Source organism: Mycobacterium sp. SA01, from assembly GCF_041287105.1.
Classification (GTDB): Bacteria; Actinomycetota; Actinomycetes; order Mycobacteriales; family Mycobacteriaceae; genus Mycobacterium.
The window spans coordinates 99,058-116,383 of sequence record NZ_JBGGNO010000014.1 but is presented as its reverse complement, the minus strand read 5'-3'; the positions used below and the strand labels follow the sequence as shown (position 1 = coordinate 116,383).

19 protein-coding genes and 1 pseudogene are annotated in these 17,326 nt (G+C 68.4%); 14 read left to right on the top strand and 6 right to left on the bottom strand.

Annotated elements, in window-relative coordinates; genetic code table 11:
- Positions 1–9: 9 nt before the first annotated feature.
- Positions 10–702: an NUDIX domain-containing protein gene (locus AB4879_RS05140; protein ID WP_370506719.1), complete on the bottom strand. Its 693-nt coding sequence runs from the start codon at positions 700–702 to the stop codon at positions 10–12.
- Between the two features lie 48 nt (positions 703–750).
- Between AB4879_RS05140 and nadA the strand changes: the two genes are divergently transcribed.
- Genes nadA through nadC form a run of 3 tightly spaced genes read left to right on the top strand, consistent with a single transcriptional unit; the run spans position 751 to position 4,213 of the window.
- A complete protein-coding gene (gene nadA / locus AB4879_RS05135) occupies positions 751–1,800 on the top strand; it encodes a quinolinate synthase NadA (RefSeq protein ID WP_370506718.1) in 1,050 nt (349 codons plus the stop codon).
- Positions 1,797–3,359: an L-aspartate oxidase gene (locus AB4879_RS05130; protein WP_370506717.1), complete on the top strand. Its 1,563-nt coding sequence runs from the start codon at positions 1,797–1,799 to the stop codon at positions 3,357–3,359. The genes nadA and AB4879_RS05130 overlap by 4 nt, the downstream gene beginning before the upstream one ends.
- The gene (gene nadC / locus AB4879_RS05125; RefSeq protein WP_370506716.1) at positions 3,356–4,213 is read left to right on the top strand and encodes a carboxylating nicotinate-nucleotide diphosphorylase; all 858 of its coding nucleotides are present in this window, start codon (positions 3,356–3,358) and stop codon (positions 4,211–4,213) included. Before AB4879_RS05130 ends, nadC begins: the two co-directional genes overlap by 4 nt.
- On the opposite strand, the gene AB4879_RS05120 is transcribed toward nadC, so the two are convergent.
- Both AB4879_RS05120 and rhtB read right to left on the bottom strand, forming a co-directional pair.
- Positions 4,210–4,623 (bottom strand): nitroreductase family deazaflavin-dependent oxidoreductase, encoded by a 414-nt coding sequence (locus tag AB4879_RS05120; RefSeq protein WP_083120525.1) that lies wholly within the window; start codon positions 4,621–4,623, stop codon positions 4,210–4,212. The two genes, nadC and AB4879_RS05120, sit on opposite strands and share 4 nt — an antisense overlap.
- 10 nt (positions 4,624–4,633) lie before the next feature.
- Positions 4,634–5,269: a homoserine/homoserine lactone efflux protein gene (gene rhtB / locus AB4879_RS05115; protein ID WP_370506715.1), complete on the bottom strand. Its 636-nt coding sequence runs from the start codon at positions 5,267–5,269 to the stop codon at positions 4,634–4,636.
- Between the two features lie 78 nt (positions 5,270–5,347).
- On the opposite strand from rhtB, the gene hisD reads away from it, so the two are divergent.
- From hisD to hisI, 8 genes are read left to right on the top strand one after another with little or no spacing between them, the layout of a single operon-like run.
- Positions 5,348–6,676 (top strand): histidinol dehydrogenase, encoded by a 1,329-nt coding sequence (hisD, locus tag AB4879_RS05110; RefSeq protein WP_370506714.1) that lies wholly within the window; start codon positions 5,348–5,350, stop codon positions 6,674–6,676.
- A gap of 5 nt (positions 6,677–6,681) precedes the next feature.
- A complete protein-coding gene (locus AB4879_RS05105) occupies positions 6,682–7,785 on the top strand; it encodes a histidinol-phosphate transaminase (RefSeq protein ID WP_370506925.1) in 1,104 nt (367 codons plus the stop codon).
- The gene (hisB, locus tag AB4879_RS05100) at positions 7,782–8,390 is read left to right on the top strand and encodes an imidazoleglycerol-phosphate dehydratase HisB (protein ID WP_102807675.1); all 609 of its coding nucleotides are present in this window, start codon (positions 7,782–7,784) and stop codon (positions 8,388–8,390) included. Before AB4879_RS05105 ends, hisB begins: the two co-directional genes overlap by 4 nt.
- The gene (gene hisH / locus AB4879_RS05095; RefSeq protein ID WP_370506713.1) at positions 8,387–9,007 is read left to right on the top strand and encodes an imidazole glycerol phosphate synthase subunit HisH; all 621 of its coding nucleotides are present in this window, start codon (positions 8,387–8,389) and stop codon (positions 9,005–9,007) included. Before hisB ends, hisH begins: the two co-directional genes overlap by 4 nt.
- Before the next feature lie 2 nt (positions 9,008–9,009).
- Complete coding sequence (gene priA / locus AB4879_RS05090) at positions 9,010–9,744, top strand: bifunctional 1-(5-phosphoribosyl)-5-((5-phosphoribosylamino)methylideneamino)imidazole-4-carboxamide isomerase/phosphoribosylanthranilate isomerase PriA (protein WP_370506712.1); 735 nt, start codon at positions 9,010–9,012, stop codon at positions 9,742–9,744.
- Entirely contained in the window at positions 9,744–10,547 is an 804-nt protein-coding gene (locus tag AB4879_RS05085) for an inositol monophosphatase (protein WP_102807672.1), read from the top strand. Before priA ends, AB4879_RS05085 begins: the two co-directional genes overlap by 1 nt.
- Positions 10,547–11,320 (top strand): imidazole glycerol phosphate synthase subunit HisF, encoded by a 774-nt coding sequence (hisF, locus tag AB4879_RS05080; protein ID WP_102807671.1) that lies wholly within the window; start codon positions 10,547–10,549, stop codon positions 11,318–11,320. The genes AB4879_RS05085 and hisF overlap by 1 nt, the downstream gene beginning before the upstream one ends.
- Positions 11,317–11,664, top strand: coding sequence for a phosphoribosyl-AMP cyclohydrolase (gene hisI / locus AB4879_RS05075; protein ID WP_102807670.1), 348 nt, complete (start codon positions 11,317–11,319; stop codon positions 11,662–11,664). The genes hisF and hisI overlap by 4 nt, the downstream gene beginning before the upstream one ends.
- On the opposite strand, the gene AB4879_RS05070 is transcribed toward hisI, so the two are convergent.
- The gene (locus AB4879_RS05070; RefSeq protein ID WP_370506711.1) at positions 11,661–12,458 is read right to left on the bottom strand and encodes an ABC transporter ATP-binding protein; all 798 of its coding nucleotides are present in this window, start codon (positions 12,456–12,458) and stop codon (positions 11,661–11,663) included. The genes hisI and AB4879_RS05070 overlap by 4 nt on opposite strands.
- Positions 12,455–13,132, bottom strand: coding sequence for a FadR/GntR family transcriptional regulator (locus tag AB4879_RS05065; protein WP_370506710.1), 678 nt, complete (start codon positions 13,130–13,132; stop codon positions 12,455–12,457). The genes AB4879_RS05070 and AB4879_RS05065 overlap by 4 nt, the downstream gene beginning before the upstream one ends.
- Before the next feature lie 200 nt (positions 13,133–13,332).
- On the opposite strand from AB4879_RS05065, the pseudogene AB4879_RS05060 reads away from it, so the two are divergent.
- A pseudogene (locus AB4879_RS05060) lies at positions 13,333–14,661 on the top strand (2-isopropylmalate synthase); the annotation flags it as partial.
- 13 nt (positions 14,662–14,674) lie between these two features.
- Here the strand turns inward: AB4879_RS05060 and AB4879_RS05055 are convergent.
- Positions 14,675–15,130 carry a peroxiredoxin gene (locus AB4879_RS05055; protein ID WP_102807666.1) on the bottom strand — a complete coding sequence of 152 codons (456 nt, stop codon included), beginning with the start codon at positions 15,128–15,130 and terminating at the stop codon, positions 14,675–14,677.
- Positions 15,131–15,183: 53 nt separating this feature from the next.
- On the opposite strand from AB4879_RS05055, the gene AB4879_RS05050 reads away from it, so the two are divergent.
- A complete protein-coding gene (locus AB4879_RS05050; RefSeq protein ID WP_370506709.1) occupies positions 15,184–16,704 on the top strand; it encodes an anthranilate synthase component I in 1,521 nt (506 codons plus the stop codon).
- The gene (locus AB4879_RS05045; RefSeq protein ID WP_370506708.1) at positions 16,701–17,300 is read left to right on the top strand and encodes a TIGR02234 family membrane protein; all 600 of its coding nucleotides are present in this window, start codon (positions 16,701–16,703) and stop codon (positions 17,298–17,300) included. The genes AB4879_RS05050 and AB4879_RS05045 overlap by 4 nt, the downstream gene beginning before the upstream one ends.
- Positions 17,301–17,326 lie beyond the last annotated feature (26 nt).

The window sequence follows — 17,326 nt, the reverse complement described above, 5'->3', positions numbered from 1 at the left end:
CCAGCCGACTCACCCGGGTGGTCGCAACGCGGCAAACTCGTCGGTCACCCTCAACTGCGAGTCGGTGAAGCGGTACAGCGCCGCCGGGCGGCCGCCGCTGCGGCCGGGATGGGCGGTCGTCCCGGTCGGTGTGATGACGCCGCGGCGCGCCAGCACGCGTTGCAAATTGGTGGCGTCGACCTGGTATCCGAGGGCGGCGCCGTAGATGTCACGCAACGTCGAGAGTGCGAATTCCCTTGGCGTCAAGGCGAATCCGATATTGGTATAGGACAACTTCGCGACCAGCCTGGTGCGGGCGTACTCCACCATCGGGGCGTGATCGAACGCCATCTCCGGTAGGGCGCTGACCGGATGCCAGCGGGTGTCCGGCGGCAGTTCCGGGGTGGCGACCGAGGGCACCAGTCCGAGGAATGTCGAGGCGATCGTGCGAACACCGGGCACGCGGCCCGGGTCGGAGAAGACCGCGAGCTGTTCCAGGTGGGCGATCTCGCGGACGTCGACCTTCTCGGCCAGCTGGCGGCGCACCGAACTGGTCAGGTCTTCGTCGGCGCGCAGCCTGCCGCCGGGCAGTGACCACTTGCCCCGCTCGGGATCCAGGCCGCGCTGCCATAACAGCACGTTAAGGGCCGGTGTACGGGACTCGACGTCGCCAACCTGGAATACGACGGCGAGTACTTCGTGTTCGGTGCTAGTATGGGGCACGTTTTCGATTATAAGTCGAAAACCTCGGAAGCAAGACAGGAGGCGGAAATGACCGTCTTGGACCGTGCCGGCGCCGTGGGGACCGGCCTTGTCGCTCGCATCACCGACGGACCCGGTGGTTACACCGGCGTGAACGCCGACGAGGAATGGGCCGCCGAGATTCGCCGGCTGGCCACCCTGCGGAACGCGACCATCCTGGCGCACAACTACCAGCTGCCGGCCATTCAGGACGTCGCCGATCATGTCGGTGACTCGCTGGCGCTGTCCCGGATCGCCGCCGAGGCCGCCGAAGAGACGATCGTGTTCTGCGGCGTGCATTTCATGGCCGAGACCGCCAAGATCCTCAGCCCCGAGAAAACGGTGCTGATCCCGGACCAGCGCGCAGGTTGCTCGCTGGCCGACTCGATCACCGCCGAGGAGTTGCAGGCCTGGAAGGACGAGCACCCGGGTGCGGTCGTCGTCTCCTACGTCAACACCACCGCCGCCGTGAAGGCGCTCACCGACATCTGCTGCACCTCGTCCAACGCCGTCGAGGTGGTGGCGTCCATCCCGGCCGACCGCGAGGTGCTGTTCTGCCCCGACCAGTTCCTCGGCGCCCACGTCCGCCGGATGACCGGCCGGGCCAACCTGCACGTCTGGGCAGGCGAGTGCCACGTGCACGCGGGTATCAACGGCGACGAACTGGCCGACCAGGCTCGTAGCCACCCGGACGCCGAGCTGTTCGTCCATCCTGAATGCGGTTGTGCCACATCGGCGTTGTATCTGGCCGGTGAAGGCGCCTTCCCGTCGGACCGGGTCAAGATCCTGTCCACCGGCGGCATGCTGGACGCCGCGAAGGCCTCTCATGCCAAGCAGGTTCTGGTCGCCACCGAGGTCGGGATGCTGCACCAACTGCGCCGCGCCGCACCGGGAATCGATTTCCAGGCCGTCAACGACCGGGCGTCGTGCAAGTACATGAAGATGATCACCCCGGCCGCGTTGCTGCGCTGCCTGGTGGACGGCGCCGACGAGGTCGACGTCGATCTCGAGACCGCCCGGCTGGCCCGCGCGAGCGTGCAGCGGATGATCGAGATCGGTCAGCCCGGCGGCGGCGAATGACGCGCTCGTTCGCCTGCGGCGCCAACACCGCGGGCGTGGACTGGCAGCAGCGCGCCGACGTCGTGGTGATCGGCACCGGGGTGGCCGGTTTGGCCGCGGCCCTGGCCGCGCACCGAAAAGGCTGTCGCACAGTCATTCTGAGCAAGGCACCTGATACCGCGACGTTTTACGCCCAGGGCGGGATCGCGGTGGTGCTGCCGCACACCGACGACTCGGTGCAAGCGCACGTGCGCGACACCCTGGCGGCGGGTGCCGGGTTGTGCGACCCGGAGGCGGTCCGGTCGATCGTCGCCGACGGATACCGTGCGGTGGCCGATCTGGTCGATGACGGCGCCCGGTTCGACGAGAGCGCGCCCGGGCAGTGGGCGCTGACCCGTGAGGGCGGCCACTCCCGCAGGCGCATCATCCACGCCGGGGGTGACGCCACCGGTGCCGAAGTGCAGCGTGCACTCGACCATGCCGCCGCCACCCTGGACATCCGGCGCAATCATGTTGCGCTGCAGATCCTCAGCGATGGCACGGCGGTCAGCGGGGTGCTGGTCCGCAACGCCGACGGGCTCGGTATCGTGCACGCCCCGTCGGTCATCCTCGCCACCGGTGGACTGGGCCACCTGTATCGGGCGACCACCAACCCGGAGGGCTCCACCGGCGACGGCATCGCCCTGGCGCTGTGGGCCGGTGTCGGGGTCACCGACATCGAATTCGTCCAGTTCCACCCGACCATGCTGTTCGACCGCAACGCCGCCGGACGCCGTCCGCTGATCACCGAGGCGCTGCGCGGCGAGGGCGCGGTGCTGCGCGACGCCCGCGGCGAGTCGATGACCGCACACCACCCCATGGGTGATCTCGCCCCGCGCGACGTCGTCGCCGCGGCAATCGAGGCCCGACTGCGCGAAACCGGCGACGAGTGCGTGTACCTCGACGCGCGCTCCATCGACCAGTTCGCGCAACGCTTCCCGACGGTCACCGCCGCCTGCCGTGCGGCGGGCATCGACCCCACCCGGCAGCTGATCCCGGTCGTGCCGGGCGCGCATTACAGCTGCGGCGGGGTGACCACCGACGTGTCCGGCCGGACCGAGCTGCCCGGCCTGTTCGCCGCCGGCGAGGTGGCCCGAACCGGCATGCACGGCGCCAACCGGCTGGCCTCCAACAGCCTGCTCGAAGGCCTGGTGGTCGGCGGCCGCGCCGGGCGGGCCGCCGTCGAGCACGCCCGTGACTCCGGTGCCCCGGTGGCCAAAGCCGAAGAGCAGCAACGCGATGCGCTCGACCGCACCCAACTACAAGCCGCCATGACCCAGTGGGCTTCCGTAGTAAGGGACGCTACCGGCCTGCATCAACTCACCGAGATCCTGGCCGAGGCGACACCAACGCGGATGACCACCCGCGCCGCGGTCGAGGACGTCGCGCTCACCACCACCGCACGCGCGGTCACCGCAGCGGCGTTGGCACGCACCGAGTCTCGTGGCTGCCACCACCGCGGCGATCACCCCGACACCGATCCGGCGCAAGCGTTCAGCCGCACCCTGCACGGCGAAAACGCGGCGGCATGCCTGCGATGAAACTCACCGACGACGAGCTGACCGAAGCTCGCATCACGATTCGTCGCGGCCTGGACGAGGACCTGCGCTACGGTCCCGACATCACGACGCTGGCCACCGTGCCCGAGGACGCGACCACGTTGGCGTCGCTGGTATCGCGCGAATCCGGCGTCGCCGCCGGAATCGACGTCGCACTACTCGTTCTCGACGAGGTGCTCGGCCAAGACGGCTACCAGGTCGTCGATCGGGTGGACGACGGCACCAGGCTGGACGCCGGCACCGCCCTGCTCCAGCTGAAGGGCCCTACCCGAGGTCTGCTGACCGCCGAGCGGACCCTGCTCAATCTCGTCTGCCACCTATCGGGCATCGCCACCGCCACCGCGGCATGGGTCGACGCCGTCGACGGCACCAAAGCCAAGATCCGCGACACCCGCAAGACCCTCCCGGGGCTGCGGGCCCTGCAGAAGTACGCGGTGCGGGTCGGCGGCGGTGTCAACCACCGGATGGGCTTGGGCGACGCCGCGCTGATCAAGGACAACCACGTCGCGGCAGCCGGTTCGGTGGTCGCCGCGCTGCGGGCGGTGCGTGCCGCCTCGCCGGATCTGCCGTGCGAGGTCGAGGTGGACACCCTCGAGCAACTCGACGAGGTGCTCGCCGAGGATGTGCAGCTCGTTCTGCTGGACAACTTCCCGGTGTGGCAGACCCAGATCGCGGTACAGCGGCGCGATGCCAACGCCCCCGGCGTGCTGCTGGAATCCTCGGGCGGACTCAGCCTGGAGTCCGCCGCCGACTATGCCGGGACCGGGGTCGATTTCCTCGCCGTCGGGGCGTTGACCCACTCGGTACGGGTCCTCGACGTCGGTCTGGACCTCTAGGCGATATCGGCGACGAACGCGCCGACGCCGCGCTTGACGCCGCGGCGGGCAACCCCGGGAAGCGACGGATCGTCGGTGCCCGCGGGCACCACCCGCGGGTTGACCAGGTGCAGGGTCTTGCGACCGTGCCGGATGTCGGCCTCGCCGGCGGCCAGGATGTTCTTGACCCAGTTGGTCTTGCCGTGGCCGAGCATCACGGCGAGGGTGTCACCCTTGCGGAAGGCCGAGACCACGGTCTCGTACTGCTTGCCCGAGGTGCGGCCGCGATGCGAGATGACCGACATGCCCGGCATGAACTTGGCCAGCGGCTTCACTGCCGGATTGAAGTACTTGATCTGGAAGTTCTCGAACCAGACCGGGAACTTCATCGGCACGCCGGGCGCGTTGTTCGGGTGATCCTTGGTCGACATGGCGCTCACGTTAGGCGGCCGCGCCCCTGCGCACCAGGGACAGCACCACGGCCGCAGCGGCGAACAGGCCGGAGAACGTCCGGTTCATGGCCCTCTGCTGGCGTGGTGTGCGCAGCCACCGCAACAAGCGGGATGCCAGCCCGGTGTAGGCGCCCATCACCACCAGATCGACGACCACCATCGTCGCCCCGATGGCGAGGTACTGCGGCAGCAGCGGTGCGGTCGGCACGACGAACTGGGGGAGTACCGCCAGCAGGAACACCAGCCCCTTGGGGTTGGTGACGTTGACCAGGCAGCCACGCACCAGCAGGGTCCACCGCCCGCCACCGGCTGAGGTGTCAAGCTGTTCGCCCAGGTCGAAGGGCTTGCTGCGCCATTGGCGGACCGCGAGATAGACCAGGTAGACCACGCCGATCCATTTGATCACCGTGAACGCGACGATCGACTGCGCGACGGCCGCGCCGAGGCCGACCGCCACCGCCACGAGCTGCAGCATCAGGCCGATCTCGAGCCCCGTGATGCTCCAGTAGCCGCGACGCAGACCGTGCGCCAGACCGGTCGCCATGGACTGGATCGCACCGGCCCCGGGGGACACACTGATGGCGATCGCGGCGCCGATGAAGGCCAGCCACAGCTCGAATTGCATACCCGCAGTATCCGGGCCGCCGGCGGCCGCGCTCAATCGATTTTTATTCGGGTGCACCGATCGGGGACAATTGATCCGATGACCAGCTTCGCGATGAACCGGATCGACCTGCGCGGCCGCGCGCTGACCGCCGCCTCGCTGCGCGCGGCGCTTCCGCGCGGCGGCGTGGATGTCGACGCCGTGGTCCCGAAGGTCCGGCCGATCGTCGACGACGTCGCCGAGCGCGGTGCCGTCGCGGCACTGGAGTACGGCGAGAAATTCGACGGGGTACGCCCCGCGACCGTGCGGGTTCCCGTCGCCGCGCTGGGTGAGGCGCTGGCCGCACTGCCTGGCGAGGTACGCGCCGCGCTCGAGGTGGCGATCGATCGCACCCGCGCCGTGCATGCCGATCAACGGCGCACCGACACCACCACGCTGTTCGACTCCGGCGCGTCGGTCACCGAGCGCTGGGTGCCGGTGGAGCGGGTCGGTCTGTACGTGCCCGGCGGCAATGCCGTCTACCCCTCCAGTGTGGTGATGAACGTCGTGCCCGCGCAGACCGCCGGCGTCGACTCGTTGGTGATCGCCAGCCCGCCGCAGGCCGGCCATGGTGGTCTGCCGCACCCGACGATCCTGGCGGCGGCCGCGCTGCTCGGTGTCGAAGAGGTGTGGGCGGTCGGCGGCGCGCAGGCGGTGGCCCTGATGGCCTACGGCGGCACCGACATCGACGGCGCCGAGCTGGCACCGGTTGACATGGTCACCGGACCGGGCAACATCTATGTGACCGCCGCCAAGCGAATCTGCCGCTCGCAGATCGGTATCGACGCCGAGGCCGGGCCCACCGAGATCGCGATCCTCGCCGACCACACCGCCGACCCGGTGCATGTCGCTGCCGATCTGATCAGCCAGGCCGAGCATGACGTGATGGCCGCCAGCGTGCTGGTGACCGACAGCACCGAGCTGGCGCAGGCCACCGAAGCCGAGTTGGCCGTGCAGCTCGAGACCACCAAGCACCGGGAGCGGGTCACCGAGGCGCTGCGCGGGCGCCAGTCGGGCATTGTGCTGGTCGACGACGTCGACACCGGAATTCGGGTCGTCAACGCTTATGCCGCAGAGCATTTGGAGATCCAGACCGTGAACGCCAACGAGGTGGCCAGCCGTATCCGCGCGGCCGGTGCGATCTTCGTGGGGCCGTGGTCGCCGGTCAGCCTTGGTGACTACTGCGCCGGGTCCAATCACGTACTGCCCACCGCGGGCTGCGCCAGGCACTCCAGCGGCTTGTCGGTGCAAACCTTCCTGCGGGGCATCCACGTCGTCGACTACACCGAGGCGGCGCTCAAAGATGTGTCCGGGCATGTGATCACACTGGCCAAGGCCGAGGATCTGCCGGCTCACGGTGAGGCGGTCCGCCGGAGGTTCGAGCGGTGAGCCCCATTCCCGGAGCCGGCGTGACGCTGGCCGATCTGCCGCTGCGCGACGATCTGCGCGGGAAATCTCCCTACGGCGCACCGCAACTCGATGTGCCGGTGCGGCTCAATACCAATGAGAACCCGCACCCGCCGAGTGCGGCACTGGTCGAGGACGTCACGCGTTCGGTGCAGGCGGCCGCCGCCGAACTGCACCGCTATCCCGATCGCGACGCCGTCGCCCTGCGCGCAGACCTGGCCGCCTACCTCCGCGACCAGACCGGCGTCGAGGTCGCGGAGGAAAACGTCTGGGCGGCAAACGGATCCAACGAGATCCTGCAGCAACTCCTGCAGGCGTTCGGCGGACCGGGCCGCAGCGCGATCGGTTTCGTGCCGTCGTATTCGATGCACCCGATCATCTCGAACGGGACGCAGACCGAGTGGGTGGAGTCGGTGCGCGCGGCCGATTTCAGCCTCGACGTCGACACGGCAGCGACCGTCATCGCCGCCCGCGACCCCGACGTCGTGTTCGTCGCGAGCCCCAACAACCCGTCGGGCCAGAGCGTTCCGCTCGACGATCTGCGACGGCTGCTGGACGCCATGCACCACGGCATCCTGATCGTCGACGAGGCCTACGGTGAGTTTTCCAGCCAGCCCAGCGCGATCGCGCTGATCGAGGAGTATCCGTCCCGGTTGATCGTCAGCCGCACCATGAGCAAGGCGTTCGCGTTCGCCGGCGGCCGGCTGGGGTACCTGATCGCCGCCCCGGCGATCATCGACGCGGTGTTGCTGGTCCGGCTGCCCTATCACCTCTCGGTGGTCACCCAGGCCGCCGCCCGTGCCGCGCTTCGGCACGCCGACGACACCCTGGGCAGCGTCGCGACGCTGATCGCCGAACGGGAGCGGGTCAGCGCCGCGCTGACCGACTACGGTTTCCGGGTCATTCCCAGCGACGCCAACTTCGTCCTGTTCGGCGAATTCGCCGACGCCGGCGCGGCCTGGCAGCGCTACCTCGACGAAGGCGTGCTGATCCGCGATGTCGGCATCCCCGGATATCTGCGCACCACCATCGGATTGGCCGACGAGAACGACGCCTTCCTCGCCGCCAGCGCCAAAATAGGAGCACCATGACTCGCATCGCCAAGGTCGAACGCAAGACCCGCGAATCCGACATCGTCGTCGAGCTGAATCTCGACGGCACCGGACAGGTCAGCGTGCACACCGGGGTGCCGTTCTTCGACCACATGCTGACCGCGCTGGGCACTCACGCGAGTTTCGACCTGTCGATCTCCGCCAAGGGCGATGTCGACATCGAGGGCCACCACACCATCGAGGACACCGCGATCGTGCTCGGCACCGCGCTCGGGCAAGCGCTCGGCGACAAGAAGGGCATCCGCCGCTTCGGCGACGCCTTCATCCCGATGGACGAAACGCTGGCCCATGCCGCCGTCGACGTCTCCGGTCGCCCCTACTTCGTGCACACCGGTGAACCCGACTACATGGTCGACTTCACCATCGCCGGCTCCAGCGTGCCCTACCACACGGTCGTCAACCGGCACGTGTTCGAGTCGCTGGCATTCAACGCCCGCATCTCGCTGCACGTGCGCACGCTGTACGGCCGCGACCCGCACCACATCACCGAGGCGGAATACAAGGCGGTGGCACGCGCGCTGCGACAGGCCGTCGAGCCCGATCCGCGGGTCTCCGGCGTGCCGTCCACCAAAGGCTCACTGTGACAGCTAGATCCGTTGTCGTCCTGGACTACGGCTCGGGCAACCTACGCTCGGCGCAGCGGGCGCTGGAGCGCACCGGGGCCGACGTCGAGGTGACCGCCGACGCGCATCGCGCGCTGAATGCCGACGGCCTGGTGGTGCCCGGGGTCGGCGCGTTCGAGGCGTGCATGGTCGGCCTGCGCGGCATCGGGGGCGACCGGATAATCGCCGAGCGGGTGGCCGCGGGCCGCCCGGTGCTCGGTGTGTGCGTGGGCATGCAGATCCTGTTCGCCCGCGGCGTGGAGTTCGGGGTCGAGTCGAAGGGCTGCGGGCAGTGGCCGGGCTCGGTCACCCGGCTCGATGCGCCGGTGATCCCGCACATGGGGTGGAACGTCGTCGACGCCGCGCCGGACAGTGTGCTGTTCAAGGGATTCGACCCCGACACCCGGTTCTACTTCGTGCATTCCTATGCGGCGCAGAAGTGGGAGGGCGCACCCGAGGCGAAGCTGACCTGGGCCAGCCATCATGTACGGTTCCTGGCCGCGGTCGAGGACGGTCCGCTGTCGGCGACACAATTTCATCCGGAGAAAAGCGGTGACGCCGGTGCGGCGTTGCTCACCAATTGGGTTGAGGGGCTGTAAGAGTGCCACTGATTTTGTTGCCTGCCGTCGACGTGGTCGAGGGCAAGGCGGTCCGTCTGGTGCAGGGTAAGGCCGGCAGCGAGACCGAGTACGGTTCGGCGCTGGACGCCGCACTGACCTGGCAGCGCGACGGCGCCGAATGGATCCACCTGGTGGACCTCGACGCCGCATTCGGTCGCGGCTCCAACCGTGAACTGCTGGCCGAGGTCGTCGGGCAGCTCGACGTGAACGTCGAACTGTCCGGCGGGATCCGCGACGACGAGTCGCTCAAGGCTGCGCTGGCCACCGGCTGCACCCGGGTCAACATCGGCACCGCGGCGCTGGAGAATCCACTGTGGTGCGCGGCTGCGATCGCCGAATACGGCGACCGGGTCGCCGTCGGCCTGGACGTGCAGATCGTCGAGGGGGAGCACCGGCTGCGCGGCCGCGGCTGGGAGACCGACGGCGGGGATCTGTGGCATGTGCTGGAGCGCCTTGACAGCGAAGGCTGCTCGCGGTTCGTCGTCACCGATGTCACCAAGGACGGCACGCTCACCGGACCCAACCTCGACCTGCTCGAAGGCGTGGCCGAGTGCACCGACGCGCCGGTCATCGCGTCGGGAGGCGTGTCCAGCCTGGACGATCTGCGCGCGATCGCGACGCTGGTCGACAGCGGTGTGGAAGGCGCGATCGTCGGAAAGGCGCTCTACGCCGGCCGATTCACGCTGCCGGACGCGCTTGCCGCGGTGAGCCGGTAGTGGACCTCGACACCCTGGTGGCCCAGGCGGCGGTGATTCTGGACGAGGCGTCCACACCGTTCATCGCCGGGCATCGGGCCGACTCGGCCGTGCAGAAGAAGGGCAACGACTTCGCCACCGAGGTGGACCTGGCCATCGAACGCCAGGTGGTCCAGGCCTTGGAGGCGACCACGGGCATCGGCGTGCACGGCGAGGAATTCGGCGGCGCCCCGATCGACTCCCCGCTGGTCTGGGTGCTCGACCCGATCGACGGGACTTTCAACTACGCCGCCGGCTCCCCGATGGCCGCGATCCTGCTGGGTCTGCTGCGGGACGGCGAGCCCGTCGCCGGGCTGACCTGGCTGCCGTTCACCGACCAGCGCTACAGCACGGTGTTGGGCGGCCCGGTGTACTACAACGGGAAAGCGCAGCCGCCGATCGGACACGGCGAGATCGGCCAGTGCGTGATCGGCATCGGAACGTTCAACGTCGACTGGCGGGGGCGCTTTCCCGGTCGCTACCGCCTGGCTGTGCTGGAGAATCTGAGCCGCGTCTGTTCGAAGCTGCGCATGCACGGCGCCACCGGCGTCGACTTCGCGTATGTATCGTCCGGAATCATGGGTGCGGCAATCAGTTTCGGTGATCACATCTGGGATCACGCTGCCGGAGTCGCGCTGGTGCGGTCGGCGGGCGGAGTCGTCACCGACCTGTCCGGCGAACACTGGACGCCGTCGTCGCGCGCTGCGCTGGCCGCGGCCCCCGGCGTGCACGAGCGCGTCATGGAGATCCTCGACCGGGTCGGTCCGCCGGAGAATTACCTCTGATGGACGTCGCGGTGCGTGTGATTCCCTGCCTGGACGTCGATGCCGGCCGGGTGGTCAAGGGTGTGAACTTCGAAAACCTCCGGGATGCAGGCGATCCCGTCGAGCTGGCCGCAGTCTATGACGCCGAGGGTGCCGACGAGCTGACCTTCCTGGACGTCACGGCGTCCTCGTCGGGCCGCGCGACGATGCTCGATGTGGTGCGCCGCACCGCCGAGCAGGTGTTCATTCCGCTCACCGTCGGCGGTGGCGTGCGATCGGTCGAGGATGTCGACGTGCTGCTGCGGGCCGGGGCCGACAAGGTCTCGGTGAACACCGCCGCGATCGCCCGCCCTGAACTGCTGGCCGAGTTGTCCCGGCAGTTCGGCTCGCAGTGCATCGTGCTGTCGGTGGATGCCCGCACGGTGCCGGCCGGGTCGGCGCCCACCCCGTCGGGCTGGGAGGTCACCACGCACGGTGGCCGGCAGGGGACCGGTATCGACGCGGTCGAATGGGCCCGGCGCGGAGCCGAATTGGGTGTCGGCGAGATCCTGCTGAACTCGATGGACGCCGACGGCACGAAAGCCGGATTCGATCTGGCGATGCTGCGTGCGGTCCGCAAGGCGGTCACGGTCCCGGTGATCGCCAGCGGCGGCGCCGGAGCGGTCGGCGACTTCGCGCCCGCGGTGGAGGCTGGTGCTGATGCGGTGTTGGCGGCCAGCGTCTTCCATTTCGGCGAGCTGACGATCGGTGAGGTGAAGGCAGCGATGGCAGGCGAGGGGATAGTGGTGCGATGAGCCTCGACCCGGATATCGCCAAGCGGCTCAAGCGCGACGCCAATGGGCTGTTCGCCGCGATCGCACAGGAGCGGGGCAGCGGCGATGTGCTGATGGTCGCCTGGATGGACGACGAGGCGCTGGCCCGCACGCTGGAAACCCGCGAAGCGACCTATTTTTCGCGATCGCGCGGCGAGTACTGGGTGAAGGGTGCGACCTCCGGGCACACCCAGCACGTGCACTCGGTGCGGCTGGACTGCGACGGCGACGCCGTGCTGCTCGAGGTCGACCAGGTCGGCGGAGCCTGCCACACCGGTGACCACAGCTGCTTCGACGCCGACCAGATCCTGGCGCCGGACACCTAGACGTCGATCGCCGTGGCCTTGGCGCGCGCGGTCCAGCGGCCCTCCTGGTAGCCGACCGCGATCGGGTGCGAGAAGGCGGCGGTGACGTTATCGGTCGAGATCGTCTCGCGCGCAGGCCCGCTCGCCACTGTGCGGCCGTCGGCGATCAGCAGCGCGTGGGTGGTGGTGGTTGGCAGCTCTTCGAGATGATGGGTCACCAGGATCGAGGCCACCTCGGGATGCGTCCGGTCCAAGTTGTCGATCGTCTCGAGCAGTTGCTCGCGGGCGGCGACGTCCAGCCCGGTCGTCGGCTCGTCGAGCAGCAGCAGCTCGGGCTCCGAAACCAGCGCTCGCGCAATGAGAGCGCGGCCCCGTTCGCCTTGTGACAGCGTGGGCCAGACATCGCCGGCCTTACCGGTCATACCCACCGCGGCGATCATCGCGTCGGCGTGCTCGGCCTGTTCCGGGCTCGGTGCCCAGCGCATCGGCAGGTCGATGGTGGCGGTGATGCCGGTCAGCACCACCTCCCGGACCGTCAGCGAATACTGAAGCCGGTGACGGGGATTCACGTGCCCGATCGAACGGCGCAGCGTCGCCAAATCGGTGCGCCCCATCTGACTGCCGAGGATGGTCACGCGACCGGTCGTGGGGAACGTCACCGCGGCGCAGAAACCGAGCAAGGTGCTCTTGCCTGCACCGTTGGGCCCCAACAGCGCCCAGTGTTCGCCAGGCTGAACGGTCAGCGAGATTCCGTCGATGATCTGCTTGTTGTCGCGGCGGAATGTCACCTCGTCGAGTTCGAGAACGGGTGTCACGCGTAAGACTCCTTCAACGCACTCAAATGCGACCTGCTGGCTGTGGCGGCCGCGATGGGATCGCGGGCGGCGATCGCGTCGGCGAGCTCCCGGTGCGCGACGTGGTCGGCCTGGCCGGGGACTGGCCTGATCTTGAGCATGTCGATCATCGCCAGGCGTAACCGAGGCAGGAACGCGTCGAACAACTGCGTCAGCACGTCGTTGTGTGCGGCCGCCACGACCGCCCGGTGGAACGCGGCGTCGGCGTCGACGTGGTCGGGAATGGACTGGCCTTCGACACCACGGGCGGCCAGCGTGCGGCGGATCGCTCGCAGATCGGCTGGGGTGCGCCGGGTGGCGGCCAACGCGGCGGCCTCGGCTTCGATCGCGATGCGTGCCTCGATCACTGCGGCGATCGTGGTACGCCGCAAGATGGTGTCCCAGTCCTCGCTCGCCTCGAGGGCGATCACGAAAACGCCTGCACCCTGGCGACTGTCGAGAACCCCTTTGCCGGCGAGTTCACGGATCGCCTCGCGCAGCGTCGAGCGGCCGACGCCGAGCTGGGCGGCGAGTGTGGTCTCGCCGGGCAATCGGTGACCCAGAGGCCACTCGCCGTTGCGGATCCGTGAAAGCAGTAGATGGGCCGTCTGGGCTGCAAGGGGGTGGCGCTGCACTTGGACGACAGGTGAATCCACAACCAAACCTCTCTACTTGTCTGAGGAGTAGTGTACAGTCTGGACGCCATGACATGTGCACTCGTGCTTAGTCGCCGCGGCGGGGCCTGAACGACCGGTTCCCCGCCGTGGGGCGTTGTCGTGCCGGTCGGAATCCAGTAGCACCCCGATCAGGAAGCGACCACGAAATGTTTGCATGGAATCGTCAACAACCCTCACCGATGCCGTCGTACCGCTATGCCAGCGTCTACGACCGTGTGGAAGTGCCACTCGCAGAACGTCATTGGCCGAACGCCCAGATTTCCCACGCACCCCTGTGGGTGCCCGTCGACCTGCGTGACGGCAACCAGGCGCTGCCCGACCCGATGGATCCCGCCCGCAAGCGACGATTCTTCGAACTTCTGGTAGCGATGGGGTACAAGGAGATTGAGGTCGGTTACCCGTCTGCGTCGCAGGCCGACTATAACTTCGTCCGGCTACTGGCCGAATCCGATATCGTGCCCGCGGACGTGACGATAGTCGTCTTCACGCCGGCCCGGCGGGACCTGATCGAGCGGACCGTCGACTCGGTGCGGGGGATCCCGGGTGACGTCGTCGTTCACATGTACACCGCGACGGCGCCGGCGTGGCGGGATGTGGTGCTGGGGAGAGACGGTGCCGAGCTGCGCGGGCTGGTCCTGGCCGGGGGTCGCGACGTGCTCGAATTCACCGGCGACGCAGGCAATATCAGGTTCGAGTTCTCGCCGGAGGTCTTCAATCTGACCGAGCCCGACTACGTGCTGGGCCTGTGCGACGACATGACAAGACTGTGGGACGCCACCCCGGAGCGGCCGGTGATCCTGAACCTGCCCGCCACCGTCGAGGTGGCCACGCCCAACGTGTATGCCGACCAGATCGAGTACATGCATCGCAATCTGGCGCGACGCGACAGTGTGATCCTGTCGGTTCATCCACACAACGACAGGGGCACCGGTGTGGCCTGTGCGGAGTTGGCCATCCTGGCCGGGGCGCAACGCGTGGAGGGTTGTGTGTTCGGAAACGGCGAGCGCACCGGCAATGTCGACATCGCGACGCTGGCGTTGAACATGCACGCCCAAGGCATCGACCCGATGATCGACTTCTCTGATATCGACGAGATCGCCCGCACGGTCGAATACTGCACCCGGATGCCGATCCACGAACGTCATCCCTACGTCGGGGCTCTGGTGCACACCGCGTTCTCGGGAACTCATCAGGACGCGATCAAGAAGGGGCTCGCCGAACACCGGGAACGCGCACTGCGAACGGGGCGCTCAGAGCGTGAAATCGATTGGCGGGTACCGTATCTGCCCATTGATCCAGCCGATATCGGACGCGCATATGACGCCGTGATCCGGGTCAACTCGCAGTCGGGAAAGGGCGGCTTCGCCTACGTGCTGCTCACCGAATACGGACTGGACCTGCCGCGCGAGATGCAGATCGACTTCGCCCGGCGCGCGCAGGCGCTCGCCGACGAACGGGGAGTCGAGATCAAGCCCGCCGAGTTGTACGACCTGTTCGTGGCCACCTACGGCAAGGGTGCGCTCAACGCGTCTTGAGCACCTCCAGCGCCTTGTCCGCATGGGCATCCATGTTGACCTCGCTGGAGATGACCTCGAGCACCGTGCGATCGGTGTCGATGACGAACGTCGTGCGCTTCACCGGGATCAGCTTGCCCAGCAGTCCGCGCTTCACGCCGAACGCGGTGGCGATCGCGCCGTCGGCGTCGGACAGCAACGGGTAGTCGAAATTCTGGGAGTCGGCGAACCGGGCCTGCTTGTCCACCGGGTCGGTGCTGATGCCCACCCGGCTGGCCCCGAGTGCGGCGAACTCCGAGCCGAGGTCGCGGAAATGACACGCTTCCTTGGTGCAGCCCGGCGTCATCGCGGCGGGGTAGAAGAACAGCACAATCGGCCCGTCGGCCAGCAATTCGGTCAGTGAGCGCACGGTGCCGGTCTGGTCCGGCAGTTCGAAGTCCGCAACCCGGTCTCCACGTTTCATGGGTGCAGGCTACGCCGGTCAATGCGGCCCGACGGGTCTGGGAGGATGTACCCGTGCAATCCAACCTCGCCGCCATCACCACACGTGAGGAGTTCCGTGCGCTGGCCGCCGAACACCGCGTGGTGCCGGTGATCCGCAAGGTGCTCGCCGACAGCGAGACACCGCTGTCGGCGTACCGGAAACTGGCCGCCAACCGGCCCGGAACATTCCTGCTCGAGTCCGCTGAGAACGGCCGGTCGTGGTCACGCTGGTCGTTCATCGGGGCGGGTGCGCCCTCGGCGCTGACCGTGTGTGACGGCGAGGCCGTGTGGCTGGGCGCCACCCCGCAGGACGCCCCGACCGGTGGCGATCCGCTACAGGCCCTGCACGAGACGATGGCGTTGCTGTCCACGGAATCGCTGGCCGGTGTGCCACCGCTGTCGGGCGGGATGGTCGGGTTCTTCGCCTACGACTTCGTCCGCCGACTCGAGCGGCTGCCCGAGATTGTCACCGACGACCTCGGCCTGCCCGACATGCTCCTGCTGCTGGCCACCGATCTGGCCGCCGTCGACCATCACGAAGGCACGATCACTTTGATCGCAAACGCGGTGAACTGGAACGGCACCGACGAGCGGGTGGACGAGGCCTACGATGACGCCGTCGCGCGCCTCGACGTGATGACCCGGGCGCTCGGGCAGCCCTTGTCGTCGACCGTGGCGACCTACTCCCGCCCCCAGTCCCGGCACCGCTCCCAGCGCACCATGGAGGAGTACAGCGAGATCGTCGAGCGCCTGGTCAAGGAGATCGAGGCCGGCGAGGCTTTCCAGGTGGTGCCCTCGCAGCGCTTCGAGATCGACACCACCGTCGACCCGATCGACGTGTACCGGATGCTGCGCGTCACCAATCCCAGCCCGTACATGTATCTCATGCACGTGCCGGATGACGCTGGGGGAACGGCGTTTTCGATCGTCGGCTCCAGCCCGGAGTCGTTGGTGACGGTGAAGGACGGCTGGGCCACAACGCATCCGATCGCCGGGACCCGGTGGCGCGGCCAGACCGAGGAGGAAGACCAGCTGCTCGAGAAGGAGTTGCTGGCCGACGAGAAGGAACGCTCCGAGCATCTGATGCTGGTCGACCTCGGACGCAACGACCTCGGCCGGGTGTGTGTCCCGGGCACCGTGCGCGTCGAGGACTACAGCCACATCGAGCGCTACAGCCACGTCATGCACATCGTGTCGACGGTCACCGGGCTGCTCGCCGACGGTCGCACGGCCCTGGACGCGGTGACGGCCTGCTTCCCGGCCGGCACGCTGACCGGTGCGCCGAAGGTGCGGGCCATGGAGCTCATCGAAGGGGTGGAGAAGACCCGCCGCGGCCTCTACGGCGGTGTCGTCGGCTATCTGGACTTCGCCGGGAACGCCGACTTCGCCATCGCCATCCGCACGGCGCTGATGAGCAAGGGCACCGCCTATGTGCAGGCCGGCGGCGGCGTGGTGGCCGACTCCAACGGTCCCTACGAATACAACGAGTCCGCCAACAAGGCCAAGGCGGTACTGAACGCGATCGCCGCCGCCGAGACGCTGAGCGCCCCATGATCCGGATCGGACAGGTGCTGCTGGTCGTCGCGGCAGTGCTGCTGTGGGTGGCCTCCCGGCTCACCTGGGTGTCGGTGACGTCGTTCGACGGTCTCGGCCAGCCCAAAACGGTGACGCTGACGGGCGCCGGCTGGTCCAACGCCCTGCTGCCGTTGGCCGTGCTGCTGCTGGCCGCCGCGGTGGCCGGTCTGGCGGTCCGGGGATGGGGTCTGCGCGCGGTCGCGGTGCTGCTGGCGGTGGTGACGCTGCTGCTGGGTTACCTCGGTGTCAGCTTGATCCGCACCCCGGACGTCGGTCCGCGCGCCGCCGAACTCGCCCAGATCCCGGTGCACACGCTGGTCGCCAGCGGCCGGCAGTACCTTGGCGCCGGGCTGACCATCGGCGCGGCGGCATGTGCGCTGGTCGCCGCGGTGCTGTTGATGCGCTCGGCAGCGTCCGGACGCCAGGCCACCGCCAAATACGCGGCACCGGCTGTTCGCCGCAGCGCCGCGCGTAGCGAGGACACGGATACCGACGTTTCGGAGCGGGGCATGTGGGATGCGCTCGACGAAGGTGTCGATCCCACCGATCGTGGTACCGACACCGAGGGTCGGTGACGGATGCGCGGCTCGATACGACTACC